The organism is Pseudomonas sp. JC1203 (assembly GCF_056175065.1).
The window spans coordinates 226022-250340 of sequence record NZ_JBWCAM010000003.1 but is presented as its reverse complement, the minus strand read 5'-3'; the positions used below and the strand labels follow the sequence as shown (position 1 = coordinate 250340).

General features: G+C 65.8%; 25 protein-coding genes. 14 read left to right on the top strand and 11 right to left on the bottom strand.

Going from position 1 to position 24319, the window contains the following annotated elements; genetic code table 11:
• Positions 1-188 precede the first annotated feature (188 nt).
• From AC0SZ7_RS06520 to fabV, 3 genes are all read left to right on the top strand, one after another.
• Positions 189-1280: a phytoene/squalene synthase family protein gene (locus AC0SZ7_RS06520; RefSeq protein WP_475503608.1), complete on the top strand. Its 1092-nt coding sequence runs from the start codon at positions 189-191 to the stop codon at positions 1278-1280.
• Positions 1277-2026, top strand: coding sequence for a phosphorylase family protein (locus tag AC0SZ7_RS06515; protein ID WP_475503607.1), 750 nt, complete (start codon positions 1277-1279; stop codon positions 2024-2026). Before AC0SZ7_RS06520 ends, AC0SZ7_RS06515 begins: the two co-directional genes overlap by 4 nt.
• Positions 2027-2178: 152 nt before the next feature.
• On the top strand, positions 2179-3375 hold the full coding sequence (gene fabV, locus AC0SZ7_RS06510; RefSeq protein ID WP_475503606.1) for an enoyl-ACP reductase FabV: 1197 nt from the start codon (positions 2179-2181) through the stop codon (positions 3373-3375).
• 61 nt (positions 3376-3436) lie between these two features.
• Here fabV and AC0SZ7_RS06505 read toward each other — a convergent pair whose 3' ends face one another.
• From AC0SZ7_RS06505 to AC0SZ7_RS06490, 4 genes are all read right to left on the bottom strand, one after another.
• Positions 3437-5056 (bottom strand): ArnT family glycosyltransferase, encoded by a 1620-nt coding sequence (locus AC0SZ7_RS06505; RefSeq protein ID WP_475503605.1) that lies wholly within the window; start codon positions 5054-5056, stop codon positions 3437-3439.
• A 110-nt stretch (positions 5057-5166) separates the two neighbouring features.
• Complete coding sequence (locus AC0SZ7_RS06500; protein WP_475503604.1) at positions 5167-5751, bottom strand: plasmid pRiA4b ORF-3 family protein; 585 nt, start codon at positions 5749-5751, stop codon at positions 5167-5169.
• A 64-nt stretch (positions 5752-5815) separates the two neighbouring features.
• Positions 5816-7189: a DHA2 family efflux MFS transporter permease subunit gene (locus AC0SZ7_RS06495; protein ID WP_475503603.1), complete on the bottom strand. Its 1374-nt coding sequence runs from the start codon at positions 7187-7189 to the stop codon at positions 5816-5818.
• A 225-nt stretch (positions 7190-7414) separates the two neighbouring features.
• Positions 7415-8224, bottom strand: coding sequence for a gamma-glutamyl-gamma-aminobutyrate hydrolase family protein (locus tag AC0SZ7_RS06490; RefSeq protein ID WP_475503602.1), 810 nt, complete (start codon positions 8222-8224; stop codon positions 7415-7417).
• 960 nt (positions 8225-9184) lie between these two features.
• Here AC0SZ7_RS06490 and AC0SZ7_RS06485 point away from each other — a divergent pair.
• From AC0SZ7_RS06485 to AC0SZ7_RS06470, 4 genes are all read left to right on the top strand, one after another.
• On the top strand, positions 9185-10402 hold the full coding sequence (locus AC0SZ7_RS06485; RefSeq protein ID WP_475503601.1) for a sugar transporter: 1218 nt from the start codon (positions 9185-9187) through the stop codon (positions 10400-10402).
• A 69-nt stretch (positions 10403-10471) separates the two neighbouring features.
• Positions 10472-10840 carry an SMI1/KNR4 family protein gene (locus AC0SZ7_RS06480; protein WP_475503600.1) on the top strand — a complete coding sequence of 123 codons (369 nt, stop codon included), beginning with the start codon at positions 10472-10474 and terminating at the stop codon, positions 10838-10840.
• A gap of 92 nt (positions 10841-10932) precedes the next feature.
• Positions 10933-11325, top strand: a complete 393-nt coding sequence (locus AC0SZ7_RS06475; RefSeq protein ID WP_475503599.1) for a tautomerase family protein — start codon at positions 10933-10935, stop codon at positions 11323-11325.
• 27 nt (positions 11326-11352) lie between these two features.
• A complete protein-coding gene (locus AC0SZ7_RS06470; RefSeq protein ID WP_475503598.1) occupies positions 11353-12645 on the top strand; it encodes an MFS transporter in 1293 nt (430 codons plus the stop codon).
• Between the two features lie 90 nt (positions 12646-12735).
• Here the strand turns inward: AC0SZ7_RS06470 and AC0SZ7_RS06465 are convergent, their stop codons facing one another.
• Together AC0SZ7_RS06465 and AC0SZ7_RS06460 are read right to left on the bottom strand one after the other, a co-directional pair.
• Positions 12736-13713 carry a zinc-binding dehydrogenase gene (locus AC0SZ7_RS06465; RefSeq protein WP_475503597.1) on the bottom strand — a complete coding sequence of 326 codons (978 nt, stop codon included), beginning with the start codon at positions 13711-13713 and terminating at the stop codon, positions 12736-12738.
• Positions 13682-14353, bottom strand: a complete 672-nt coding sequence (locus AC0SZ7_RS06460; RefSeq protein WP_475503596.1) for a TetR/AcrR family transcriptional regulator — start codon at positions 14351-14353, stop codon at positions 13682-13684. The genes AC0SZ7_RS06465 and AC0SZ7_RS06460 overlap by 32 nt, the downstream gene beginning before the upstream one ends.
• 174 nt (positions 14354-14527) lie before the next feature.
• Here AC0SZ7_RS06460 and AC0SZ7_RS06455 point away from each other — a divergent pair, with 174 nt between their 5' ends.
• The 3 genes from AC0SZ7_RS06455 to AC0SZ7_RS06445 all read left to right on the top strand — a co-directional run bounded on the left by AC0SZ7_RS06455 (position 14528) and on the right by AC0SZ7_RS06445 (position 16364).
• The gene (locus tag AC0SZ7_RS06455) at positions 14528-15028 is read left to right on the top strand and encodes a signal peptidase II (RefSeq protein ID WP_475503595.1); all 501 of its coding nucleotides are present in this window, start codon (positions 14528-14530) and stop codon (positions 15026-15028) included.
• A 36-nt stretch (positions 15029-15064) separates the two neighbouring features.
• Positions 15065-15343 (top strand): chorismate mutase, encoded by a 279-nt coding sequence (locus AC0SZ7_RS06450; protein ID WP_475503594.1) that lies wholly within the window; start codon positions 15065-15067, stop codon positions 15341-15343.
• Between the two features lie 235 nt (positions 15344-15578).
• Positions 15579-16364, top strand: coding sequence for a sulfite exporter TauE/SafE family protein (locus tag AC0SZ7_RS06445; RefSeq protein WP_475503593.1), 786 nt, complete (start codon positions 15579-15581; stop codon positions 16362-16364).
• Between the two features lie 30 nt (positions 16365-16394).
• Here the strand turns inward: AC0SZ7_RS06445 and AC0SZ7_RS06440 are convergent, their stop codons facing one another.
• Complete coding sequence (locus AC0SZ7_RS06440; protein ID WP_475503592.1) at positions 16395-16970, bottom strand: nuclear transport factor 2 family protein; 576 nt, start codon at positions 16968-16970, stop codon at positions 16395-16397.
• 111 nt (positions 16971-17081) lie between these two features.
• On the opposite strand from AC0SZ7_RS06440, the gene AC0SZ7_RS06435 reads away from it, so the two are divergent.
• The gene (locus tag AC0SZ7_RS06435) at positions 17082-17963 is read left to right on the top strand and encodes a LysR substrate-binding domain-containing protein (protein WP_475503591.1); all 882 of its coding nucleotides are present in this window, start codon (positions 17082-17084) and stop codon (positions 17961-17963) included.
• Here the strand turns inward: AC0SZ7_RS06435 and AC0SZ7_RS06430 are convergent.
• Positions 17954-18679 carry an MBL fold metallo-hydrolase gene (locus AC0SZ7_RS06430; RefSeq protein WP_475503590.1) on the bottom strand — a complete coding sequence of 242 codons (726 nt, stop codon included), beginning with the start codon at positions 18677-18679 and terminating at the stop codon, positions 17954-17956. The genes AC0SZ7_RS06435 and AC0SZ7_RS06430 overlap by 10 nt on opposite strands.
• A 72-nt stretch (positions 18680-18751) precedes the next feature.
• On the opposite strand from AC0SZ7_RS06430, the gene AC0SZ7_RS06425 reads away from it, so the two are divergent.
• Positions 18752-19642 carry a bestrophin family protein gene (locus tag AC0SZ7_RS06425; RefSeq protein ID WP_475503589.1) on the top strand — a complete coding sequence of 297 codons (891 nt, stop codon included), beginning with the start codon at positions 18752-18754 and terminating at the stop codon, positions 19640-19642.
• Between the two features lie 18 nt (positions 19643-19660).
• On the opposite strand, the gene AC0SZ7_RS06420 is transcribed toward AC0SZ7_RS06425, so the two are convergent.
• The 3 genes from AC0SZ7_RS06420 to AC0SZ7_RS06410 form a co-directional block, all read right to left on the bottom strand.
• Positions 19661-20437 carry a transporter substrate-binding domain-containing protein gene (locus AC0SZ7_RS06420; RefSeq protein WP_475503588.1) on the bottom strand — a complete coding sequence of 259 codons (777 nt, stop codon included), beginning with the start codon at positions 20435-20437 and terminating at the stop codon, positions 19661-19663.
• Between the two features lie 52 nt (positions 20438-20489).
• Positions 20490-21854 (bottom strand): carbohydrate porin, encoded by a 1365-nt coding sequence (locus tag AC0SZ7_RS06415; protein WP_475503587.1) that lies wholly within the window; start codon positions 21852-21854, stop codon positions 20490-20492.
• A gap of 73 nt (positions 21855-21927) precedes the next feature.
• Positions 21928-22710, bottom strand: coding sequence for a nuclear transport factor 2 family protein (locus AC0SZ7_RS06410; protein ID WP_475503586.1), 783 nt, complete (start codon positions 22708-22710; stop codon positions 21928-21930).
• A gap of 229 nt (positions 22711-22939) precedes the next feature.
• Between AC0SZ7_RS06410 and AC0SZ7_RS06405 the strand changes: the two genes are divergently transcribed.
• Together AC0SZ7_RS06405 and folE2 are read left to right on the top strand one after the other, a co-directional pair.
• Entirely contained in the window at positions 22940-23155 is a 216-nt protein-coding gene (locus AC0SZ7_RS06405; protein ID WP_475503585.1) for a hypothetical protein, read from the top strand.
• Between the two features lie 120 nt (positions 23156-23275).
• On the top strand, positions 23276-24178 hold the full coding sequence (folE2, locus tag AC0SZ7_RS06400) for a GTP cyclohydrolase FolE2 (protein WP_475503584.1): 903 nt from the start codon (positions 23276-23278) through the stop codon (positions 24176-24178).
• Positions 24179-24319: the final 141 nt, after the last annotated feature.

The window sequence follows — 24319 nt, the reverse complement described above, 5'->3', positions numbered from 1 at the left end:
AGTTCTACTTGTGCGGGTCTTTGTACAAGTTTTGTACCAGTGCTGCACCATGTCCTGCTCGCCTGGATGGCTGTGGCGGGGCGCATCCTTGTCATCCTTTTCTACTATGATGTGTGGACGCGACGGCGGCCTGTGGCGCCGAACCGTTCACCCCCTTTGACGACCGTGACAAAAGGAAAAGCCCTGGCATGCCCATGCACGACCCCCAGGCAGCCGCCGATGCGTACCAGGACGCAATCCTGCCCAAGGTGTCACGCACGTTTGCGCTGACCATTCCGCAGTTGCCGGCCAGCCTGCGCCGGGCTGTCACCAATGCCTATCTGTTATGCCGGGTGGCCGACACCATCGAGGATGAACCGCAGTTCTGCGCGCAGCAGAAGCACGATTTCGAGAACGCGTTCCTTGAGGTGGTGATGGGTAGCCGCGATGCCCAGGCGTTTGCCGCGCAGCTGGCAGCGCTGTTTTCCTCCCGCACCTCGGCTGCCGAGCGCGAGCTGGTGGCGCAGTTGCCACGGGTGCTGGAAGTTACCCAAAGCCTCGACGCCGTGCAGCGGCAAGCGATTTTCAAGTGCCTGGCGGTCATGTGCCATGGCATGCACGACTTCCAGCGCACGGTCGGTCGCCAGGGGCTGGGCAGCGTGGGTGAGCTGGACCGCTACTGCTATTGCGTGGCCGGGGTGGTGGGGGAGATGCTGACCGAGCTGTTGCTTGACCACGACCCGCAGTTGCTGGCCCGGCGTGACGAGCTGATGGCCCTGGCGGTGTCATTCGGCCAGGGCCTGCAGATGACCAATATCCTCAAGGACCAGTGGGAGGACCATGCGCAAGGGGTGTGCTGGTTGCCCCAGGATATCTTCGGCCGCTACCAGGTGCAGCTTCAAGCGCTGCAGCCCGGGGCGCGGCCAGGTGGCTATGGTGGCGCCATGGCCGAGTTGATCGGTTTGGCCCACGCACACCTGCGGCGGGCGCTGGAGTACGCGCTGCTGATCCCCAGGCGCCATGTCGGCTTCCGGCGCTTCTGCCTGTGGAGTATAGGCATGGCGCTGCTGACCCTGCGCAAGCTGCACGGCAACCTTGGGTTTTGCCGCGGTGCCGAGGTGAAAATCTCCCGAGGCGCCGTGGCGGCTACCCTGAGCCTCACGCGCCTGAGTGGCCATTCCAACGCCGGGCTGGGCTGGCTGTTCACGCTGGCAGCGCGTGGCCTGCCGCTGACGCCGTTGGCCGGCGAGTGGAATGCTGCGCCCTGGCCTGGGCACGGCCATGGCCGGGTCGCCCAGTGAAAACCAGTGCCGTGGGCATCGTCGTGGCGTTGCAGGCCGAGGCCCTGGCGTTGGCCGGGGCGCCGGTGCAACCCGGCCGGGTGTTCGAGTTGCCCGACGGTGGCCGCCTGTGGCTCGGCGGCCAGGGCCAGGCGGCGGCCGCGCAGGGCGCCCGGGCGCTGGCCAACAGTGGCGTGCAGGCGCTGGCCAGCTTCGGCGTGGCGGCGGCGCTGGAGCATTCGCTGCGCAGCGGTGTGCTGCTGTGCCCGCCGCACATTGTTGATGAGCAAGGGCACCTGTATGCCTGCGACCCGGCCTGGTGCGAGCGGCTGTGCCAGCGCCTGACGGCGGCGGGGGTGCCGGTGCGTTATGACCAGGCGCTGGCCAGCCTGGCGCTGGTGCTGGCCGATGAACCCGCCCGGCGCGCTGCCGGCCAGCTGTACGGCTGCGCGGCGGTAGACCTGGACAGCGCCGAGGTGGCCGCCGTGGCCCGTGAGTACGGCCTGCCATTCCTGACGCTGCGGGCCATTGTCGCCGAGTGCGACTACCGCCTGCCGCCCGCGCTGCACAGCGCCATTGACCGTGGCTGCCAGCCACGCCCGACGGCCCTGCTGCTGGCGCTGCTGCGCAGGCCCTGGTGGCTGGCGCGCCTGCCCGGGTTGTTCAGGCGCCGGCGCAAGGCCCTCAAGGCCTTGCGCATCGCCGCCAGCGCCGCGCCCTGCCTGGGGGCGGTGGCGGGGCAGGGGCAACGGCCGCGCGTGTCGTGAGGGCGCACGGGGCACAGTCAGGAAAATCCGTTTACAATGCGCCCACTTCAGATTTGTCGTGTTCGGCCGTGACGCGCAGCCGTTACGGGCGTCTATGAAACAGACACGGGTGCAACACTGGCCCACAGCACACCGCATAGGGAGCTCTATACATGATCATCAAACCACGCGTTCGCGGCTTCGTCTGCGTGACCACACATCCCACCGGCTGCGAAGCGAACGTCAAGGAACAGATCGACTACGTGAAGCAGCACGGCGCCATCAGCGATGGCCCGAAGAATGTGCTGGTGCTGGGTGCTTCCACCGGCTACGGCCTGGCCGCGCGCATCAGCGCCGCCTTCGGTTGCGGTGCCAACACCCTGGGCGTGTTCTTCGAGCGCGAAGGTGACGAGAAGAAAGCTGGCACCGCCGGCTGGTACAACACCGCAGCGTTCCACAAGTTCGCCGCCGCCGAAGGCCTGTACGCCAAGAGCATCAACGGCGACGCCTTCTCGGACGAGATCAAGCGCCAGACCATCGAAGCCATCAAGCAGGACCTGGGCAAGGTCGACCTGGTGGTCTACAGCCTGGCCGCCCCGCGCCGCCTGCACCCCAAGACCGGTGAACTGCTGAGCTCGACCCTCAAGCCACTGGGCAAATCGGTGACCCAGCGCGGCGTCAACACTGACAAGGGCACCGTCGAGGAAACCACCCTGGAACCGGCTTCCCAGGCCGAGATCGACGGCACTGTCGCGGTCATGGGTGGTGAAGACTGGCAGATGTGGATGGACGCGCTGCAGGAAGCCGGTGTACTGGCCGAAGGCGCCAAGACCACCGCGTTCACCTACCTGGGCGAGAAGCTGACCCACGACATCTACTGGAACGGTTCGATTGGCGAAGCCAAGAAAGACCTGGACAAGAAGGTCCTGAACATCCGCGAAAACCTGGCCCCACTGGGCGGCGACGCGCGCGTGTCGGTGCTCAAGGCCGTGGTTACCCAGGCAAGCTCGGCCATCCCGATCATGCCGCTGTACCTGTCGCTGCTGTTCAAGGTGATGAAAGAGCAGGGCACCCACGAAGGTTGCATCGAGCAGGTGTACGGCCTGTTCAAGGACAGCCTGTACAACGCCCAGCCTATCCTGGACGCCGACGGCCGCCTGCGCGCCGACTACAAGGAACTGGCCCCCGAAGTTCAGGCCAAGGTAGAAGCCCTGTGGAACGAGGTGACCACCGAGAACCTCAGCGACCTGACCGACTTCGCCGGTTACAAGCATGAGTTCCTGCGCTTGTTCGGCTTCGAGATCGCCGGTGTCGACTACGACGCCGACGTGAACCCGAAGGTCGATATTCCCAACCTGATCCAGGGTTGATGGAGTGAAAAAAACGGGGCGCTTTAAGCGCCCCGTTTTTTTATGCGGGAAGGATGTCTACTTACGGCACCTGGAACACCAGCAACGGATTGCCGTTGAGCTTGCCGCTGTACACAGGCTCAAGGCCCGGCACCAGGTTGCGCTCGCTGCGGGCCACGATCACCCAGGCCGGGTGCGGCAACTTGGCCGGCGCCACGGCGTCGACGAACAGCGGCGTCGGCACCTCGTCATGGTCCAGGTTCATCATGTAGCGCACCGCCCAGGTGTCGCGGCCCAGGTTGACGAACACCAGGGTGCCGGGGTTGGCCGCACGCAGGCCTTCCACGTGCTGCACGAACGCCTGGGTATCGAACTGGCGGTCCTGTTCGGGCTCGACCATCTTCACCAGCAGCCACCATTGTGCAGCCAGCGCCACCAGGCTCAGCAGCACCAGCCGCCGCGCGCGTTCGGCGCTGCTGCACCAGGCCCACAGCGCGGCAAACTGCAGCAGCACCAGGCCGCCCACCAGCAGGAACAGCGACACGTCCGGCCAGTAGCCATGCTTGCGCCACAGGTGGTGGCAGACGAATACGATGATGATGCCCAGTGCGGGCAGCACCGCCACCAACCACTGGTAGGCACGGCCCACCTTCGCCAGCCAGCCCCGGGCGTTGAGCAGGCCATAGGCGGCCACGGCGGCGAACAGCGGCACCATCGGCAGCACGTAGTAGGCGCGCTTGAAGTGCGGCACCGACAGGCCCAGCAGAATCATCAGGCCGCAGGCGCCCAGGCGGATCGCCAATTGCACGTCGGCGTCCTGGCCGCGAGTGCTCCAGCGCTGGCGCAGGGCAATCAGCGTGGCCAGGGCCAGCGGCACCACCGGGAAGTAGCGGTACAGGCTGAGCTGCAAGTAGAAGAAGAATGGCTTGCCGCTCTCGTCCAGGCGGCCGCCCACCTGCATGTTGCGCACGTCCTGGGCGAAGCTGTCGCCGCCGGCAATGCGCGCCAGTTCCATCAGCAGCCACCAGCCGCCGGCCAGCAATAGCACGCCGACCACGCCGTAGGCGAGCACGCGCTTGATACGCAACAGTGCCGCTTCGCGGCTGTGCGCCACCCCCAGCGCCCAGTAGGTGCAGGCTACGCCGCACACTTCCACCAGCCCCAGCGGCCCGCGAATGGCAAAGCCCAGGGCGAACAGCGGGAACACCGACCAGCGCAGCAGGCGCGAACCCAGCTGCTCGCTGCGGTGCAGCAGGTAGAAGCAGGCCAGGCACAGCAGCGAGCTCATCTGGTCCAGGCACACCGCGCGCGACTTCTCCAGCCATTGGGTGGTGAGTGCGGTCAGCAGCACCGCCAGCAGGGCCCAGGCACGGCTGGACGGCGCCAGCAGGCGGTACAGCAGCGCCAGCACCCCCGCCGAGGCGATGGCGGTGGGCAGCACGTTGGCCAGGTGGTTGGGCGCGCCGAACAGCCGTGCGCACAGGTAGCTCATGAAGGTGGCCGTGCCGGGGTAGTCGGCATAGGGCTGGCCGTAGGTGGTGGGAAACAGGCTGGGGCCGTGGCGGAACATTTCTTCGAGGAACAGCGCCCAGCGGCCGTCGAAGCCCTGGGGTTGCTGGTTCCAGATCCCCAGGCTGAACAGCGCCAGGGCGACGATGAAAATCAGTAGTGCATGCAGCCGAATGCGGTGGGCGTGATCCATCTTCAATCCATACGGTCGATCAAGTTCCGGCGATGCTAGCCACTTCCCTTTACGCAGTTGTGAAAGGAGTGTCGTCGGCGGGTGGTCGCTGCATGAAAGCGTTTTTCCGTTCAGCGTTCGTTCAAGTCGCCGCGGTCCCAGGTATGGCGCAGGCGCTTGAGGCGCCGGTTGACGCGCTCGATGTCCCAGGCGCTGGGGTCGAACGGTTGGCCGTGCCAGTCCAGCATGGTTTCGTGGTCGGGGTGCCGCGGGTCGGCCATGGCCTCGACGAACTGCTGGTAGCCGTGGGGGCCGCCGGCGTCTTCGGGCGGGCCGGCGTTGGCGCCGTCCAGGCAGCGCGGCAGCTCGGCCGGCGGGTTACTCGGCAGGTACGGCATGACGCTGATCTGGTGCTCCCATTCGTCACCCATGTCATACACGTAGCTGAAGGTGCTGGTGGTGCCCAAGGCCTGGGCCAGGGTAACGCCGGCTTCGTCTTTCAGCGGCGGGCCATCGGTGTCGGGCACGCCGTAGGTAGCGCCCTGCAGATGGAATTCATGCAGGTGCATGTCGTGCCAGCCCAGCACGGCCTGCAGCGCCTGGTGCAGGTGCGGCAGGGTGATGCCGGGCGGTACCAGCAGCTGGCGCCAGACCAGCGGTTCTATGCCGGCCAGTTCGATACGCAGCAACAGTGCGGGGGCGCGGGTCTTGGGCATGGGCGACGACCCTCGGGGGCGTAGGCGGGTCCCATGAGTCTATGCAATAAACACGACGGGGCGGTTACCGCGACGGTGCCAGCTGTCGCTCGGTTTCCAGCGCGCGGAAAATCAGCCCGGAGGCCAGGGTGAACAACCCCGTGACGATGAACGCCCAGCGGTAGGCCATGGCCGCCTCGCCAGCGCTGGCCGACAGCAGGTTGACCACGCCACCGCCAATGATCACCCCCAGGCCGATGGCCAGGATCTGCACCATCGAGAACAGGCTGTTGCCGCTGCCGGCGTCGCGCGCGCCCAGGCCCTTGAGGGTGACGCTGTTCATGGCGGCGAATTGCATGGAGTTGCTGGCGCCGAAAATCGCGATCTGGAGAATTTCCAGCGCCAGTGGCCAGCCCGGTGAAATCAGCCCGAACGAGGCGATGCTGGCGCCCACCAGCACGGTGTTCACCAATAGGAAGCGGTTGTAGCCGAAATGCTGCACCAGCGGCACCACGTAGCGCTTGGAGAGAATGCCGCCCACCGCTGCCGGCAGCAGCATCAGCCCCGAATGCAGTGGCGAGTAGCCCAGTTGCAATTGCATCAGCAGCGGAAGCAGGAAGGGCACGGCGCCGGAGCCAATGCGGCACAGCAGGTTGCCGACCAGGCCGACGCTGAAATTGCGCTGGCCGAACAGCGCCAGCGAGAACAGCGGATTCTGCCGCCTGCGGGCGTGGGGGATATAGCACAGCGCCGCAGCCAGGGCGACGCCGAACAGCGCGGCGCTGAGCAAGCCCTGGTGGCGGTCGCCGGGCACGTCCAGGGCCAGCGAGAACGCCGCCATGCACAGTGACAGCAGGCCGCAGCCGACGAAGTCGAAGGGCGGCGGCTGGGTCAGGGCGTCATCGGTGAGGAAGCGCCGCACCGCCACCATGCCCAGCACGCCGATGGGAATATTGATCAGGAAAATCCAGTTCCAGGCCAGGCTCTGGGAGATCCAGCCGCCCAGCACCGGGCCGATCAACGGGCCCACCTGGCCGGCCACCGAGACCATCGCCAGGGCGGCGATGTATTGCTCGCCGGTGACGCTGCGCAGCACCGCCAGGCGGCCGATGGGCAGCAGCATGGAGCCGCCGATGCCTTGCACCACGCGGGCGGTGACCAGTTCGGGGAGGCTTTGCGAGGCGGCGCACAGCACCGAGCCGATGACGAATAGCAGGATGGCCAAAAAGTAGATGCGCCGCGTGCCGAAGCGGTCGGCCAGCCAGCCGGAAGCGGGGGTGAGCATGGCCATGGTCAGTGAATACGCCACCACCACCGGCAGCATGTCCAGCGGCTGTTCACCCAGGGCGCTGGCCATGGAGGGCAGGGCGGTATTGACGATGGTGGTGTCGAGCGTCTGCATGAAGAAACCCGAGGCCACGATCCACAGTAGCGCGGTGTTTCTTGATGAACCAGGCATGTCGAGCTCCACGTCGCGAATGCAGGTGAATGTACCGGGCGGGGAGGGGCTGCGTCAAAGTGCCGCAGATGAAAAAAGCCCGACGCAGAGGCCGGGCGAGGAGGAAAACGGTATTGCGTGAAGCCCCGCAGGGGCGGGTTTGGCCGCGATGGCGACGTGTCTGGTACACCGCGGCGCTTGCATCGCGGCCAAGGCCGGCTCCTGCGGGGGCTGTGTTGCCCTTGATCAGGCCGCGCTGCCGTAGGCGCCGGCCTTCTTCTGCACCTGGCGGCGGCATGCCTGGCCGAAGGCTTCGAAGATTTTCACCGAATCGGGGTTCTTCGCGGCCTGCCACTCGGGGTGCCATTGCACCGCGAACAGGAACGACGACAGGCTTGGGCCGTGAATGGCTTCCACCAGGCCGTCCTCGGCACGGGCGATGGCTTCCAGGCCCTTGCCCAGGGTTTTCAGGCCCTGGCCATGCAGCGAGTTGACGCGGATCGAGTCTGTGCCCAGCAGCGAGTGCAGCCAGCTGTTGGCGGTGATCTGCACGCTGTGCGCCGGGGCGTACTGCACGTCTACCGGGTCTTCGCTGTTTTCGCGGTGGTCGTTGAAGCCGGGTTCGGCGTAGACCTTCTGGTACATGTCGCCGCCCAGCGCCACGTTGATCTCCTGCATGCCGCGGCAAATGCCGAAGATCGGCAAGCCACGGGCCAGGGCGGCACGCACCAGCGGCAGGTCGAACAGGTCGCGGTCGCGGTCCTGGGCCTTGCCTGGGGTCTGGTTGTCCTGGCCGTACAGCGCCGGGTCGATGTTGCTGCCGGCGCCGGTCAGGTATACGCCATCGGCCATGTCCAGGTACTGCTCCAGGTCTTCGACGCCGCAGCAGGTGGGCACCAATACGGGTACGCAGCCGGCGTGGTCGACGATGGGGGCGATGTATTTGTGGGTCATGACCTGGTAGGCGTGGCCCTTGCGTTCCTGGGCGCCCATGGACATGAGGACGACGGGTTTGCGGAATTTTTGTTTGTTATTGCCAATGTTGCTGTTGGACATATATCACCTTGGGACAGGCACGGCCTATCGTTTTTGTGCAGGCGCGCCGCGGATGAAACAGGCGCTACCTGAGGCTCCGAGCACTGCCGGCTGTGCGACAAAATGTCCACGCCGGTCGGTAGCCTGGGTGATAGCCTGCCACAGCCGTTTATTATGTCAAACACTTCCCGGTGATTTGCGTCCAAAATATTTTTCGTTTCTTGCCGTTAAGGCCCTTGTTTTTCGGGTTTTCATCGGTTTTTGCATCATGTGTTTTAAATTCTGCATGCCCGAAATCGTTAAATGTGTTCAGGATAATGGAATAGCCGGCGCACAACCAATTTGATGCCTGCCACACAAGGCGGACACCGGAGATACCGCTGGAACGGCACGCTGGAAACAGACAGTGGGAGCGGGCTGTGCCCGCGAAGCGCCGCGCGGGCGGCGCGCGGTTTCATGAACGCCGTTGAAACATCGCCGGGCAGCTGTTTGCTCTGACGCGGTCCTGCATCGTGGCCTATACGCGCGTGGTGGTGGTTTTTTGCCGGCGCTTGACGCGCATGTCGATGGTTTTTCGGCGGCCTCGATGCGCATGCCGATGTTCATTCAGCGCCCATGACACCGCGCGCCGCCCACGCGGCGCTTCGCGGGCACGGCCCGCTCCTACTGTTTGTTTTCAGCGTGCCGTTCCAGTGGTAGCTCCCGGGGCCGCCTTGTTTGTTCGGCATGGGATTGGGGGTCGTTCGGTTTTTTGGGGAGGTTTTGAACACACTCAAGGCCCCCCAGTCGTCGCCCACCGCTCAACATCAAGCCTCTACCCGTTGTGAGCCCACCGCCCGAAGCGTAGAATCGCGCCCATCAGGCTTCACCCCCCAATACCCATAAGAATCTGACCTAGCGCTCTGCCCGGGCATTCATCACCCGGGCAGGGCGTTCGTGCGTGGATTTTTCGGGGTGGCAGGCCTTTATCCAGCGGAGGCAATGACGGCACCCATGAACACCACCGATACCCGCAACGGCAGCTGGCTGAGCGTGATCGCCCTGGCGCTGGCCGCCTTCATCTTCAACACCACGGAATTCGTCCCGGTGGGGCTGCTGAGCGCCATTGGCGGCAGCTTCCAGATGACCACGGCCCAGGTGGGCCTGATGTTGACGGTGTATGCCTGGGTGGTATCGCTGATGTCGCTGCCGATGATGCTGCTGACGCGCAACATCGAGCGGCGCAAACTGCTGATGTTCGTGTTCGTCATGTTCATCGCCAGCCACGTGCTGTCGGGCATGGCGCCCAGCTTTGCGGTGTTGCTGGTGAGCCGTATCGGCATTGCGGTGGCGCACGCGGTGTTCTGGTCGATCACCGCTTCCCTGGCGGTGCGCGTGGCACCGGCAGGCAAGCAGGTGCAGGCGCTGGGCCTGCTGGCCACCGGTACTTCGCTGGCGATGGTGCTGGGCATTCCGCTGGGCCGGGTGGTGGGCGAGTGGCTGGGCTGGCGCATGACGTTCATGGCCATTGCCGGCGTGTCAGCGGTGACCGTGCTGATCCTGGCGCGTTCGCTGCCTTTGCTGCCCAGCCAGAACTCCGGCTCGCTGCAGAGCCTGCCGATCATCTTCAAGCGCCCGGCGCTGATGTCGCTGTACCTGCTGACCGCCGTGGTAGTGACCGCGCAGTTCACCGCCTACAGCTACATTGAACCCTTCGCCCAGCTGGTGGCGCACCTGAGCGGCGAGATGACCACCGTGCTGTTGCTGCTGTTCGGCGGCGCCGGTGTGATTGGTTCGATTGTCTTCAGCCTGTTCAACAACCGCTTCCCGCGTGGCCTGCTGATCGCCGCCATCGCCGCCCTGGCCTTGTGCCTGGCGCTGTTGTTGCCGCTGGCCGGCCACGCCGCGGGCCTTGGCAGCATGAGCGTGGTGTGGGGCATGTCGATCATGTGCTTCGGCCTGATCCTGCAGGCCAAGGTGCTGTCGCTGGCGCCGGATGCCACCGACGTGGCCATGGCCCTGCATTCGGGCATCTATAACGTCGGTATCGGCGGCGGCGCGCTGCTGGGCAGCGTTGTCAGCAGCCACATGGGCGTGGCCAACGTTGGCGTGGTGGGCGGCGTGCTGGCGCTGGCCGGGCTGGTGTGGTGCGGCATCATCACCCACCGCTACGGCCTGCCCAAGGCCCCGGTGCCCGTGGGGCAAGCCCGCGAGGCCTGAGACGCGGCGGTTTCCCAAGGGAGTGGATCCGTGCTTAAGTGTCCTCATGTGCCATGAGGACAGCTGCCTATGCGTCACGACCCGTTCCGTATTCCTACCGATGCCGAGATAGACGCTGCCGAGCAGCGTCTGGGCATGGACTTCCCCCAGGCCTACCGGGCCTTCCTCAAGGGCGGCAGCGATGTCGCCAACGCCGCTTTTGAACCCGCCGTGGTATTGCCCGGCTCGGCTGAGCTGGACCTGATCGATATCGCCCACACCGCCTGGAAACACCAGGGTGTGCCCCGCGACCTGCTGCCCTTCATCGAGGCCGATGGCGACTATTTCTGCGTCAATGCCCGCGGGCAGGTGCTGTACTGGTCGCGGCAGGGGCCGCCGCAACCACGTTGGTCCAGCTTCAAGGTGTGGCATGAGCAGGTGTGCCTGACCGTCGACTGAGCGTGCTTGCAGGTTATTGCAACATGTTGTAAAACATTGCCTGTATAAAGGTTGTTCATCATCTATTTAACAATGACAAAAGGACCGCCGCCATGCCGCTCGTGCGCATAGATGTAGCCAAGGACACCTCCACCGACACTCTCAGGGCCATCAGCGACGTGGTCTACGAGGCCATGACCCGCACGGCCAATGTGCCGGCCCACGATAAATTCCAGATCTTCAACCGCCACGCCAGTGACGAGCTGGTCTACCCGGCCGAAGGCTACCTGGGCGTCAGCTACACGCCAGGCATCGTATTCATTCAGGTGACCTGGAACGCCGGGCGCAGCACCGAGGTGAAACGTGCCTTCTACCAGGCCGTGGCCAGCGGCATTCACGAGCGCACCGGCATCCGCAAGGAAGACGTGTGGATCAGCCTGGTGGAGGTCAATCGTGAAGACTGGTCCTTCGGCCAAGGCGAAATGCAGTACGTCCCGGCCCCTTGACGCCCCCGCCTCCCTGAAGGAACGATCATGCTTTCCACCTTTGTCGCCAGCCGCCTGGCCCCGCGCAACGTCCACTACGGCTGGGTAGTGGCCGCCGTGACCTTCCTGACCATGCTGGTGATGGCCGGGGCCATGGGCGCGCCGGGCGTGTTCATCGTGCCGTTGGAGCGCGAGTTCGGCTGGAGCAGTGCGCAGATCTCCTCGGCGCTGGCCGTGCGTTTCGCCCTGTTCGGGCTGATGGGGCCGTTCGCCGCGGCCTTCATGAACTACTTCGGCCTGCGCCGGGTAGTGCTGGTGGCCGTGGCGGTGGTGCTGTGCGGGCTGTTGGGGTCGATGTTCATGACGCAATTCTGGCAGCTGGTGCTGCTGTGGGGCGTGGTCATCGGCGTGGGCACCGGGCTGACCGCCATGGTGCTGGGCGCCACTGTGGCCACGCGCTGGTTCAGCCAGCGCCGCGGCCTGGTGGTGGGGTTGCTGTCGGCCAGTACCGCCACCGGGCAGTTGGTGTTCATGCCGTTGCTGGCCTCGCTTACCGAGCATCACGGCTGGCGCGTAGGGCTGTCGTTCATCTGTTGCGCCATGGCGGTGGCGGCCGTGGCCGTGGTGGCGCTGCTGCGTGACCGCCCGGCCGACATGGACCTGCCGCCCTACGGCGACAGCATCGTCGCGCCGGCACCTGCCGGGGCCGCGAGCCTGCTGGCGATGCTGGTCAGCCCCTGGCGCGTGCTGCGCGACGTCAGCGGCAGCTGGACGTTCTGGGTGCTGTTCCTGACCTTCTTCGTGTGTGGTGCCAGCACCAACGGCCTGGTGCAGACGCATTTCATCAGCCTGTGCGGTGACTACGGCCTGGTGGCCACCAGCGCGGCGGGCATTCTGGCGATGATGGGCATCTGCGACTTTTTCGGCACCGTGGGCTCGGGCTGGCTGTCCGACCGTTTCGACAACCGCTGGCTGCTGTTCTGGTACTACGGGCTGCGCGGGGTGGCACTGATGATGCTGCCGTTCAGCGACTTCACCGTGTGGGGGCTGTCGCTGTTCGCGGTGCTGTACGGCCTGGACTGGATCGCCACGGTGCCGCCCACAGTCAAGCTGGTGGCGCAGACCTTCGGCGCCGAGCGCGCCAACATTGTCTTCGGCTGGGTATTTGCCGGCCACCAGTTGGGGGCGGCATTCGCGGCGTACGGGGCAGGGTTGACGCGCACGCTGATGGCCAGCTACATCCCGGCGTTTTTCGTGGCCGGGATGTTGTGTGTGCTGGCGTCGCTGATTGCGTTGTCGATACCGGTGCTGCGCAAGCGCGCGGCGGCCCAAGGGACGTAGCAGCTGCCGCCAGGCTGCGTCCGGGTTCACCGCGGTGTGCCAGGAAAAGCGCGGTGCCCTGGACGCGGCCTGGGGCCGCTGCTACAGGTGTCAGGGGCGCAACAGGATCTTGCCCTTGCGCCCCGGCTGCAGGCTGGCGGCGGCGGCCTGCGCTACATCGGACAGGCTGTAGATGGCTTCCACCGGCAATTTCAGCTCGCCACTGGCCGCCAGGCGCAGCAGTTCGCCGATCAATCGGCGCTTCTCGTCCACCGACAGCTTCGCGCCCACGGTGCTGCCCCAGAAACCCTTGACCGTGGCTTGCTTGAAGATCAGGTCACCGGAAGAGATCTGCATGGGCTCGCCGGTCATGGAACCGAACGACACCAGCAGGCCGTTCTCTGCCAGTAGCCCCAGCAGGTCGCCCGCCGCGCTGCCGCCCACCGAGTCCACTGCCGCGCGGATGGGCGCGGTGCCGGCGATGGCGCGGACCTTGTCCTGCCAGCCGGCCTGGGCGGTGGACACGGCATTGGCGATGCCCAGCTCGTTCAGTTCGGCCACGCCAGCGTCGCGGCGCACCAGGTTGATGGTGTGCACGCCGCGCGCGGCCGCCAGCATGGCCAGGGTCTTGCCCACCGCGCCGTTGGCGGTGTTCTGCAGGATGAAATCACCCGCCTGCACCTCAAGGAACTCCAGCAGCATCAGCGCGCTCAGGGGCATGGCGATCAGTTGCGCGGCGGCTTCGTCGGCGATGGCCGGGGGCAGCGGTATCAGCAGCTTGGCCGGGGCCAGGAAATATTCCGCCCACGTGCCGTGCACGGCGGCCACGGCAAAGCGCTGCCCCAGGGCTACGCCTTCCACGCCTTCGCCCAGGGCGTCGATCACGCCTACCGCCTCACTACCGCCAATGGCCGGCAGTGTGGGCTTGTAGCCGTACTGGCCGCGGATGGTCCACAGGTCGTGGTTGTGAATCGGCGCCAGCAAAGTCTTGATTCGGACTTGGCCAGGGCCTGGCTCGGGCAGTGGGCTGTCGCCCAGGCAGAGGACTTCGGCGGGCTCACCAAAGGTGGGGTGCAGGGCACTGTGCATGTGACGCTCCTTGTTGTTCGATGGGTAGCGATGGGGAAGGGCGGTGCTGGCAGGCCAGCAGTGCGCCGGTGGCGGCAAGCGCCTGGTGCAAGGGAGTCTTGTCGCGGCCAAGCTTGGCCAGCAGCGCCGCCCCCAGCCACATCTGGTACAGCACCTCGGCCAGCGCCAGCGGCTCGGCGCCGGCCGGCAGCGAGGCGTCGGCGCGGCCTTCGCGGATCAGCGCGGCGAGGCGCGCCACCAGCGCGGCCACGCCGGCGTCCAGCACCTGGCGCATGTCTTCGGACAGGTCCGCCACCTCGGCGGCCAATTTCACCACCAGGCAGTCCTCGGCCCAGCCGTCTTCACCCGCCTCGGTGATCCACGCTTGCCAGTAGCGCATCAGCCGCTCGCGGCCACTGCTGCCGTCGGCTGCCAGCAGGGCGTTCAGGCGCTGGCCGTACTGCGCCACGTACTGCTGCAGTAGCGCGCAGCCGAACGCTTCCTTGGAGGGGAAGTAGTGGTAGAACGAGCCTTTGGGCACGCCGCAGGCCTTGAGTATTTCCAGCAACCCGACGCCTGTGAACCCCTTGCGCAGCACCAGCTGCTGGCCGGTGTCGAGGATGTGTTGGCGGGTAGCTTCGGCTTTCTTGGTCAATGTCATGGGGGGTATTATGCATGAAACAGACCGGTCGTCTAGCTATGGCCCCAGCTATGGCCCCGGCCATGGCGACATTGCGCCACGGCGCCGCAGGATGGACGCGCCGCCGCCCCTGCGCTATCGTCGCGCCCGCGCTGGGCCCGCTCGGGTGGCAGCTTTTCCTACAGGGAGTGGTGCATGCAAGGCAGTGTGAAGAACCGCGCGTGGGTGTTTTTAATCGGTGTGGCGTTCATCGTCGCCGATCAACTGGTCAAGTTGCTGGCCCTGGCATCCCTGCAAACCCAAAGCTTCAAATTCGGCAGCGACCCCGTCAACCTGGCGCTGGAGTTGAGTCTCAACCCGGGTGCGTTCCTCAGCGTCGGCGCCGGGCTGCCGCCGCTGGTCAAGCAACTGATCTTCATCATTGGCGTGGCCGCCGTGGTCGGCTGGGCGGGCTATTGGGCGCTGAAGCATTGGCCCACCGCCACCGGCAAGGCGCTGGCGGTTTACGCCATTGCCCTGGGCGGCGCCGGCAACCTGGTCGACCGCGTGTTTCGCGACGGCCACGTCGTGGACTACCTGATTGTCAACGTCGGGCCCGCCCATACCGGCGTGTTCAACCTCGCTGACATCGCTATTACCGCTGGCGCCCTGGCGCTGGCCTGGGACATGTTTGCCACGCCCAAGGCGCAGAAATAAACCTTGGCAGGGACGCCGCTGAACAGGATAAGAACCATGCAAGACAACAAACTGAACACCCTTCGCGCTGAAATCGACGCGCTGGATGAAGCGGTGATTCGCCTGCTGGGCCAGCGTTTCGTGGCCACCCAGCAGGTTGGTCAACTGAAAGCCAGCCAGCAACTCGATGCCGTGGACCCGGCCCGCGAAGCGCGTCAGGCCGAACGCTATGCGGCGCTGGCGGCGCAGCACGGTGTGAGCGAAGACGTGGTGCAGCGAGTGTTCCGCGTAGTGATCGACGAAGTGGTGCAAAACCACAAGGCGCTGCGTAAATAACACGCCTGAATCCGTCCCCCGATGCCTGTGTGGGAGCGGGTTCTACCCGCGAAAACAACACTGCGGTCTTGCTGATGCACCGCGGTGTGGCATTCGCGGGCAGAGCCCACTCCCACGCTCAGGGCCGCCGGTGCGGACAAAACTTGGTTATAACCATAGTCAATAACGTTCTAAACGTTAATAACGGAAGCAGCTATCCTGCCCGCCAGTTTTTGCGCGTGTTTAAGGCTCAGCAATGGATGTCGGTAATTTCGGTTTTGTAGTTGCAGGCCTTATCGTCGGCTTTGTAGTAGGTATGACCGGTGTCGGTGGCGGTTCGCTGATGACCCCGATTCTGTTGTGGTTCGGCATCAACCCGGCCACGGCCGTGGGCACTGACCTGCTGTACGCGGCCATCACCAAATCCGGTGGTGTGCTGGTGCACCGCAAGAACAAGAACATCGATTGGGGCGTGACGGGCTGGCTGACGCTGGGCAGCGTGCCGGCGGTGGCCCTGACGCTGTGGTTCCTGAAGAGCTTTGACACCAACCCCAAGGCGCTCAACGGCATGATCACCCAGGCCCTGGGTTACGTGTTGCTGCTGACCTCGGCGGCGGTGCTGTTCAAGCACAAGCTGCTGGCCTTCGCCCACCGCCGTGGCGGTGACAAGTCGCTGTTCACCGGCACCCGCTTGAACGTGCTGACGGTGATTACCGGCCTGGTGCTGGGCACCATGGTGGCCCTGACCTCCATCGGTGCTGGCGCGCTGGGCACTGTGGCGTTGTTCATCCTCTACCCGCTGTTGCCCACCCGCCGCCTGGTGGGCACCGAGATCGCCCACGCCGTGCCGCTGACGCTGGTGGCCGGCCTGGGCCACGCCAGCATGGGCAACATGAACTGGGAGCTGTTGGCCTTCCTGCTGATGGGCTCGCTGCCCGGCATCTACCTGGGCAGCCAGCTCACCGGCCGCGTTCCCGACGCGGTGCTGCGCCCGTGCCTGGCGTTCATGTTGCTGTCCATCGGTTTCAAGCTGGCCTTCTGATACGGCGGGCCACGGCCCGCCCGCTTTCTCTCACGCGTTCAGCCAGGCCTTGGCGTGTTCGCGCATCTGCCGCTCCAGGTCGCTGCCACGGGTGGCGAACACCCGACCGAGAGGGAACCCGGCCTTTTCCAGCAGGTAGGCCAGGCTGGCGTACTCGCGCGGATACTTGGCCACCACGGCGCTGTCGATCTCGACCGGGCCCAGGGGGAAGGTGAAGTAGCCCATGTCATAGATGGCCTGGCGCTTGAACAGCTTCCACTGGCCGTCGCGCTTTTCCACCAGGTCGTAGAAGCGTGCGTGGCTGGTGGCGCCCAGGTTCAGGCGGGTGTCTTCGCCGATGATCATCGAGTTGGTTTCGGCGATCGCCTTGTCGCCCTGGAAGGTCACCACCGGGTTGGCGATGAAGTGCTTGTTGCGCAGGGTCGAGGCGCCCATGCGAATGGAGCCGTCGACGAAATCGCTGGCCAGGCCTTCGAACCAGGTCACGGCCACGGTGCCGTCAGGGTGAAACAGCTTGCGCAGCTCATCCCAGTTGCCCAGGTCGCGGTGCATCCAGCCGGTGATCAGGTCGTTGATTTGCTGACGGTCTTCCAGGGTATGGCTCATGGTGTACTCCGGTGTAGTGACTGAGAGCTTCAGCTTCTGCCTGTTTGCGAGTAACCTCAAATAGATAGATCTGACAGATCTATCATTCACAATGATTGATCGGGGCTAACCATGGAACTGCGGCACCTGCGCTATTTTCTCGCCGTGGCTGAAGAAGGGCATTTCGGCCGTGCGGCCCAGCGCGTGCACATCGTGCAGTCGGCGTTGAGCATGCAGATTCGCGCGCTGGAGGAAGAGCTGGGTGGCCCGCTGTTCGTGCGCACCAGCCGCCAGGTGCGCCTGACCGAAGCGGGCGAGGCCTTTCGCGAGCAGGCGCGGCGAACCCTGGAACAGGCCGAGCATGCGCGGCTGACCGTGCAGCGCTCGCTGCGTGGCGAGACCGGGCGGGTGCGGGTGGGGTTTGCCGGCAACGCGGTGTTCAGCGGCAAGCTGATGAGCGACCTGCGGGCCTTCCGCGACGCCTACCCGGACGCCGAACTGGTGGTGGAGGAGGTGGCCCCGTCACGCCAGGGCGAGGCGCTGCTGGCCGGCCAGCTGGACATCGGCTACACCCCGGCGCAGGTGGTGGGCGAGGCAGTGCCGCTGCGCCTTGAGCCGGTAGGCCGCTGGCCGCTGCTGATGGCCATGGAGCGCAGCCATCGGCTGGCCACGGAGCCGCTGCTGACGGCGGCAATGCTGCGCGATGAGCCGATGATTCTGTACGCTGCCGACCCTCACGACCTCAGTTTGGAGAACAGCCTGCGCGAGGCGCTGGGCGGCAGCCTGAAGGTGGCCCACCGGGCCGCCAACAGCCTTACAGTGCTGGCCTTGGCGGCCGCCGGCCTGGGCCTGGCGCTGGTGCCCGAGCCGTTGGTGCAGGTGGCCCTGGCGCAACTGGTGTACAAGCCGCTGGCCATCGCCGGCATGCACACCGAGCTGAGCATGCTCAGCCGCCCTGATGAAACCAGCGGCGCGGTGAATGCCTACCTGGCCCTGGCGCGCGCTCAGGGGTGAGTGGCCAGCCAATCGCGAACCAGGCTGCGCAGGCGCTCCCCGGAAAAACTCGGGAAATGGCCGCCGTGCACGGTGCGCACCGGCAGGTCCAGCAGCCGCTCAAGGCTTGCGCGGTAGTGGTCGAGGTTGGAGTGGTAGGCGTCCTCGATCAGCGGCCCGTCGTAGATGATATCGCCGGAGAACAGCGTGCCGCTCGCGGCTTCCCACAGGCAGATGCCGCCCGGTGAATGGCCGGGGGTGTGCAGCACTTCCAGCACGCGGTCGCCGAGGTCCAGCACGTCGCCTTCGTCGATCAGGCGGGTGACCGGCGCCGCCTTCACCCGGTATTCCTCGTAGCACAGCGGGCAGCCGGGGTGGGCGTCGAACATCGGGTCGCCGATGCACAGATCGGCCAGGGTCAGGTCGTTGCGCGGGTTGGCCAGGATTTCGGCTTCGGCCGGGTGCGCCAGGCGTTCGCTGAACTCGTGGTGGCCGGCGATGTGGTCGAAGTGGCTATGGCTGGCCACTGCCAGCAGCGGCCGCTCGGTCAGCCAGGGCAATTGCTGGCGCAAGCTGACCACGCCTGAGCCGGTGTCCACCAGCGCGTCGCGGTCGCGGCCGCTGATGTGCCACAGGTTGCAACGGTAGAACGGCTTGATGAACGGCTCGTGAATCAGCTTCACGCCGTCGGCCAGCTGCCGAACTTCGAACCATTGTTCAGGGGTGACGATGCGCATGGGCGGGACCTTGCGGCGAACCTTCGCCGGGAATGGGCGTCCGAAGGTGTGGACTCTGGGAGGTTAACGCTTTTGAAAGACGCCATCATCAAGAAGTACCGCCTGATCATCAAGACCCTGGGCTACGTGGGCTGGGCGCTGTTCTGGCTGCTGATCTGGGACATCCTGGTGACCGTGGACTTCATGCTCTACCTCAACAGCAAGGTCACCCTGCCGCTGATGCCCCTGACCCTGCTGGGTTCGGCGCTGGTGGTGCTGATCAGCTTTCGCAACAGCAGCGCCTACAACCGCTGGTGGGAGGCGCGCACCCTGTGGGGCGGGCTGGTGAACAGTTCGCGCAGCTTCGCCCGCCAGGTGCTGACCCTGATCGATGACGAAAACGGCGACACCAACCCGGTCAAGGCCACGCTGCTGCGCCGCCATGTGGCGTACGTCAACAGCCTGGCCGCTGCGCTCAAGGGCAGCCAGTGCCCGCCGGAGCTGAAGGCCTTCGTGCGCGCCGACGAGTTCGAGCGCAGCGCCAGCTCCAACAACTTCGCCAACGACATCCTCAACGGCTCGGCCAACCTGCTCGCCCGCGAGTACAAGGCCGGGCGGCTGGACAGCATTCGCCTGGCGCGGCTGGAGTCGACCCTGGTGGACTTATCGAACAGCCAGGGCGGCCTGGAACGCATCGGCAACACGCCGTTGCCGTATCCTTACGTGTACTTCCCGCGGCTGTTCATCTCGGTGTTCTGCCTGATCGTGCCGGTGGGCCTGGTGGAGTCGCTGGAGTGGTACACGCCGCTGGCCTCGACGGTGGTGGGCTTCATGCTGCTGGCCATCGAGCGCATCGGCACCGACCTGCAAAGCCCGTTCAAGCCCAGCGAGCACCAGATCAAGATGGACGCCATCTGCGAGACCATCGAGAAGAACCTGGAGTCGATGCAGCGCCAGGCGCAGCATGCGGAGTTGATTGATTGAGCGCAGGCGTCCGTCGGATCACGGCACGGCTATCCACTGCGCCTGCGCCTGGCGGTACGCGCCCGTCGCCTTGGCCAGGTGCAGCCATTGGTCCACGTACAGCTTCCAGGTCAGGTCGCCCTGGGGCAGCAGGTAGGCTTTTTCACCGTATTGCATGTACTGCGCCGGGTTCACCGCGCACAGCCCCGGCTGCAGCTTCTGGTGGTACAGCGCCTCTGAGGCGTCGGTGATCATCACGTCGGCCTTGTGCTGGCGCAACTCCTCGAAGATGGTCACGTTGTCGTGCAGGCTCAGCTGCGCCTTGGGCAGGTAGGCGTGGACGAAGGCTTCGTTGGTGCCACCGGCCGGTTCTATCACGCGCACTTCGGGGCGGTTGATCTGGTCGATGCGCTGGTACTTGGCCTGGTCGTCGCAACGCACCAGCGGCACCTTGCCGTCCACGTCGAGGGTGCTGCTGAACCACGCCTGCTTCTGCCGTGCCAGGGTCACCGAGATGCCGCCCACGGCGATGTCGCACTGGCCGGCGAGAAAATCGGGCATCAGGGTTTTCCAGGTGGTGGGCACCCACTGCACCGTGGCGCCCAGGCTCTGGGCCAGGTTCTGCGCCAGGGTGATGTCGATGCCCTCGTAGCTGCCATCGGCCTTCTTGAAGGTGTAGGGCTTGTAGTCGCCGGTGGTGCAGACGTTCAACTGGCCGCGCTGCTGGATCTGTTCCAGGCGCGAGGGCGGGGTGTCGGCCAGGCTCAGCCCGGGGAGCAGGGCGGCCAGTAGAACGGGGGCGTGCAGACGCTTCATCGGTGGCTCTCTTGTTGTAGGCAGTGCGCCGATGAAATCACAGCCGCCAGGCTCAGTCCATGCGCGGCGCGGGCAACCCGGCCAGGGCACCGAGGTTGAAGGTCAGCACGGTGCCGAACACCCAGCCGTCATGGGAGGTTTGCGCGGTGTAGGGATCGAAGGCGGTGTTGGCGTTGAAACCGTACGCCAGGTATGGATCGACGCTAAGGTAGCGGCCCAGGTTGAGGTGGGCGAACAGCTCGACGAACTGGCTGTCGCGCCCGCCGCTGTAGCCGGTGCCGCCGCTGGCCAGGTTGGCGTCTTCCAGCAGCTTCTGCTTGCGCGCGCTGAGGCGGTTGTATTCCACCTTCACCCCCAGCACGTCGTCGTGGCGGCCGAGTGGGTTGAGCCAGGAGGCACCGGCGTAGGCATCGGCGCTGACGCCGCTGTTGATCCAGGTGGAGTTGTTGGCCCCGGCGCTGGCGAACAGGTACAGCGCCTGTTCGGCGTCGAAACGCTGCACCACCTTGCCGGCGCTGGCGATCAGGCCATTGGCGCCCTTGTGGCGCTGCGCCGCCTGGCTGCTGTCCAGCACCTGCGAGGTGCCGGCCACGGTGTAGTAAGGGTCGTCCTCGGGCGCATTGAGGTAATAACCGGTCAGCTCGGCGTGGGCCGGCAGTGCGCCCTGGCGGTCGGCGTAGCCCAGGGTCAGCAGCGAGGTGACGCCCGTGGCCTGGGTGGTGCGCCAGTTCCAGCCATCCAGGCCCCAGAGCCCTGTGTTGTACTCCCAGGCGCCGGCCTGCAGGTAGCCATGCTCGCTGAAACGGTACTTGGCGCGGGCGCTCCAGGTGGCGTAGGGCGGCGGCAGCACCAGCCAGGTGTACTGGGTGAGGCGGCTGAAGTTCTCCCACATCGAAAACTCGTCGATGAAGAACCACACCACGTTCTTGCGGCCCACTTCCAGGTCCAGGCGGTTGCCCAGCAGCCGCTGTTCGTAGGTGAACACCGGCACGTCGCGCTTGGGTGCGTTCTGCGGGATCTGCGCCAGCGGGTAGGCGCCCACGGTGCCGCCCACGGCGTTGTTGCTGCGGCCGTAGTTGCGCACGGTCTCGATGTGCAGGGCGCCACCGGGCATGTCCAGCAACTTGCTCAAATCCAGTTCCAGGCCCAGGGAGTAGGAGGAAATCAGCTCGGTCTTGCCGGTCTGCACGCCCAGGCTGTGGCTGGTGAACAGCGACTCCTGCAGCCTGGCGGTGGGGAAGATGCCGTGCTCGGCCAGCCAGCCCGGGTCGGCGCTGCCGGGCGTGGTGGCAGCTTGGGTCGGCAGGCTGATGTTCTGCAGCACGGTGCCGGCGGGTATGTCGGCGTCGGCGGCGAAGGCGTGGCTTTGAACGGCGAGCAGCAGGGCGCTGCCCGCGAGCGCAGGGACGCGGGGCATGGGCACACTCCGAATTGTTGTTGTGAGGGGAGCAGGGCGGTGGGCCCGGCCGGGTGCCGGGCCGCTGGTGGCCTCAGTAGGCGGTCTTGTCGTCGAAGCTCATGTACGGTGCGGGTGGTGCGGGCACCAGTTCCGTGGGCTTGTCGGCGCTGTACATCCAGTGGGTAGTGGCGGGGCGGTCGGGCTTGAAGGCGTCGGGCAGCGGCGGCATCTGGTGGTCGTTGGGCTGCTGCACCCAGCTCTTGTCATAGGGCGACAGGAACAGGCCGTAGACGTGCAGGTGCCAGATCTTCCATTCGCCGTCCTCCTTGATGAAGTCGGCGCCGTACTTGGCCCAGCCCCAATTGGCGGTGACCTTGTCGGTGCCGAAGAAGCCGGTTTCCACCCCGGGTGACACCCATACCGCCTTGGCGGTCTTGAGGTCGCCCGCCACCTCGATCACCGGGGTGCTGAGGGTGTGGATGTGCATCTGGCCCTTGCGCTGGTTCACCCCTTCGGTGTCGACGTGCATGCCGCTGTACAGGCGGTGGATGCTGTGGGCGCCCTCGTAAACGCCCCACATCATTTCCACGCGCACCCCGGGGGTGTCGAGGGCGAACAGCGACTCCGATTCGGTGTGCCGACCGGCGGTATGCAGGAACGAATAACGGCCCATCACGTTGCTGACGGCGGTTACCGCCTCGGCGCGTTCCAGGCGTTGTTCCACGTTCAGTTGCTGGTTGATTTTCGCGTCGCCGAACAGTGCCGGCACCGGGGCGCTGACGGCGGCGTACACCATGTGGCTGGCGCCAAAGGCCAGGGCCAGAGCGCTCAGGCCCTGGGTGAGGGAGGCGTTCATGCGCGGGAAACGTGGCATGGGCAAAGTCCTTGTATTGTCATTATTGGAGGCCCGGCCCCGCAGGTGCCGGGTGCATGCACGGTAAACCGGCGGGCGCCGGCGCCACCAACTCAATGTGCGCATGCCACGCATTGCCCGGGTAAATACGTGGGTGTTTGATACAGATCACTTGACTGCCTAAATGGCTGAAATCAAACCGAAACATTGTTGTCCTACAGTCCACGCCGAGATGAAGAGGACCAACGACGTGAACCGACCCGCAAGACACCTGCGCAAGACCCTGGACGCCGTGGCGGCCAACAACCAGTCGGCGGCGCTGGACGTGATGCGCGCCCTCGACCAGCTCGGCGATGAAGTGCTGCGCCAGCGCCTGCTGGGCGTGATCCACCGCTTGAACCAGGACGCCGAAGAGCTGCGCCTGGCCCGCGATGAAGTGCAGGGCACGCACGTCAAGCGCGCCTGACCCCCCGTATCCCCAATCCCCCGTAACAATTGCCCTGTGGGAGCGGCAAGCGTTACGGTGGTTTTGTGGTTGGCAATGTTATAATGTAACTATTATTGTCATTGTCACGGATACTTGCCGATGCCCGCCGTTCCTTTGCTTCCCGATGTTGCCCTTACCGACGCCCCTCCCGCCCATGGCCCTCTGGAATGGGTGGGCATGCAGCACATCGAGCTGCCCGTGCAAGTGGCCGAGCCAAGCTGCCTGGCCACGGTGGAGGCCCTGGCCGATGTGCAGGTGGATTTGCCCGATGCGGCCGTCAAGGGCATCCACATGTCGCGCCTGTACCGCCTGCTCGACCTGCTGGAAGGGCAAGCGCTGACGCCGGCCAGCCTGGCGCAGGTGCTGGCGCAGATGGTGGAAAGCCATGCCGACTGCCAGTCCCGGCATGCCCGGCTGCAACTCGCGTTCACGTTGCTGTGCCGGCGCCCGGCGTTGGTCAGCAGCGGGCTCAGCGGCTGGAAGGGCTACCCGGTGCGCCTGCGCGCGCACTGGCACGCCGGCGTGCTGCAACTGCGGGCGCGGGTCGAGGTGGGCTATTCGTCGACCTGCCCGTGCTCGGCCGCGCTGGCCCGGCAGGTAGTGGAGCAACGCTTCCTCGATCAGTTCGGCCGGCGCGATGGCCTTGACGCCGCGCAGGTGGCGGCCTGGCTGCGCGCCAACGCCAGCGCCGCCACGCCCCACAGCCAGCGCAGCGTGGCCGCTATTGAGGTGAGCATCGCCGGGCAAGCCGGTGCGCTGGGGTTGATGGCGCTGATCGACCAGGCCGAGACCGCCCTGGGCACCCCCCTGCAGACTGCCGTCAAGCGCGCCGACGAGCAGGCTTTCGCGCAGCTCAACGGTGAACACCTGATGTACGTCGAGGACGCCGCGCGCAAGCTCACCCAGGCGCTACAGGCCACGTATGACCAGGTGCAGGTGTTCGTCTCCCACCGCGAAAGCCTGCACCCCCACGATGCCGTGGCCTGGGCGGGCAGGCCCTGACCCCGCCGCCCCACGATCCCCGTAGCAGCACCTGTCTTGTGGGAGCTGGCTTGCCAGCGAGCTTTTATGGCCCCAACAGCTCGCCCAGTACGTAGCAGCTGCCGAAGGCTGCGTCCGGCGGCGGTCCTGCGTTGCTCCAGG

Coding starts and splice junctions, on each gene's coding strand:
- AC0SZ7_RS06520 (WP_475503608.1), top strand. CDS start 189: ATGCCCATGCACGACCCCCAGGCAGCCGCCGATGCGTACCAGGACGCA.
- fabV (WP_475503606.1), top strand. CDS start 2,179: ATGATCATCAAACCACGCGTTCGCGGCTTCGTCTGCGTGACCACACAT.
- AC0SZ7_RS06505 (WP_475503605.1), bottom strand. CDS start 5,056: ATGGATCACGCCCACCGCATTCGGCTGCATGCACTACTGATTTTCATC.
- AC0SZ7_RS06500 (WP_475503604.1), bottom strand. CDS start 5,751: ATGCCCAAGACCCGCGCCCCCGCACTGTTGCTGCGTATCGAACTGGCC.
- AC0SZ7_RS06495 (WP_475503603.1), bottom strand. CDS start 7,189: ATGCCTGGTTCATCAAGAAACACCGCGCTACTGTGGATCGTGGCCTCG.
- AC0SZ7_RS06490 (WP_475503602.1), bottom strand. CDS start 8,224: ATGTCCAACAGCAACATTGGCAATAACAAACAAAAATTCCGCAAACCC.
- AC0SZ7_RS06485 (WP_475503601.1), top strand. CDS start 9,185: ATGACGGCACCCATGAACACCACCGATACCCGCAACGGCAGCTGGCTG.
- AC0SZ7_RS06480 (WP_475503600.1), top strand. CDS start 10,472: ATGCGTCACGACCCGTTCCGTATTCCTACCGATGCCGAGATAGACGCT.
- AC0SZ7_RS06475 (WP_475503599.1), top strand. CDS start 10,933: ATGCCGCTCGTGCGCATAGATGTAGCCAAGGACACCTCCACCGACACT.
- AC0SZ7_RS06470 (WP_475503598.1), top strand. CDS start 11,353: ATGCTTTCCACCTTTGTCGCCAGCCGCCTGGCCCCGCGCAACGTCCAC.
- AC0SZ7_RS06465 (WP_475503597.1), bottom strand. CDS start 13,713: ATGCACAGTGCCCTGCACCCCACCTTTGGTGAGCCCGCCGAAGTCCTC.
- AC0SZ7_RS06460 (WP_475503596.1), bottom strand. CDS start 14,353: ATGACATTGACCAAGAAAGCCGAAGCTACCCGCCAACACATCCTCGAC.
- AC0SZ7_RS06455 (WP_475503595.1), top strand. CDS start 14,528: ATGCAAGGCAGTGTGAAGAACCGCGCGTGGGTGTTTTTAATCGGTGTG.
- AC0SZ7_RS06450 (WP_475503594.1), top strand. CDS start 15,065: ATGCAAGACAACAAACTGAACACCCTTCGCGCTGAAATCGACGCGCTG.
- AC0SZ7_RS06445 (WP_475503593.1), top strand. CDS start 15,579: ATGGATGTCGGTAATTTCGGTTTTGTAGTTGCAGGCCTTATCGTCGGC.
- AC0SZ7_RS06440 (WP_475503592.1), bottom strand. CDS start 16,970: ATGAGCCATACCCTGGAAGACCGTCAGCAAATCAACGACCTGATCACC.
- AC0SZ7_RS06435 (WP_475503591.1), top strand. CDS start 17,082: ATGGAACTGCGGCACCTGCGCTATTTTCTCGCCGTGGCTGAAGAAGGG.
- AC0SZ7_RS06430 (WP_475503590.1), bottom strand. CDS start 18,679: ATGCGCATCGTCACCCCTGAACAATGGTTCGAAGTTCGGCAGCTGGCC.
- AC0SZ7_RS06420 (WP_475503588.1), bottom strand. CDS start 20,437: ATGAAGCGTCTGCACGCCCCCGTTCTACTGGCCGCCCTGCTCCCCGGG.
- AC0SZ7_RS06415 (WP_475503587.1), bottom strand. CDS start 21,854: ATGCCCCGCGTCCCTGCGCTCGCGGGCAGCGCCCTGCTGCTCGCCGTT.
- AC0SZ7_RS06410 (WP_475503586.1), bottom strand. CDS start 22,710: ATGCCACGTTTCCCGCGCATGAACGCCTCCCTCACCCAGGGCCTGAGC.
- folE2 (WP_475503584.1), top strand. CDS start 23,276: ATGCCCGCCGTTCCTTTGCTTCCCGATGTTGCCCTTACCGACGCCCCT.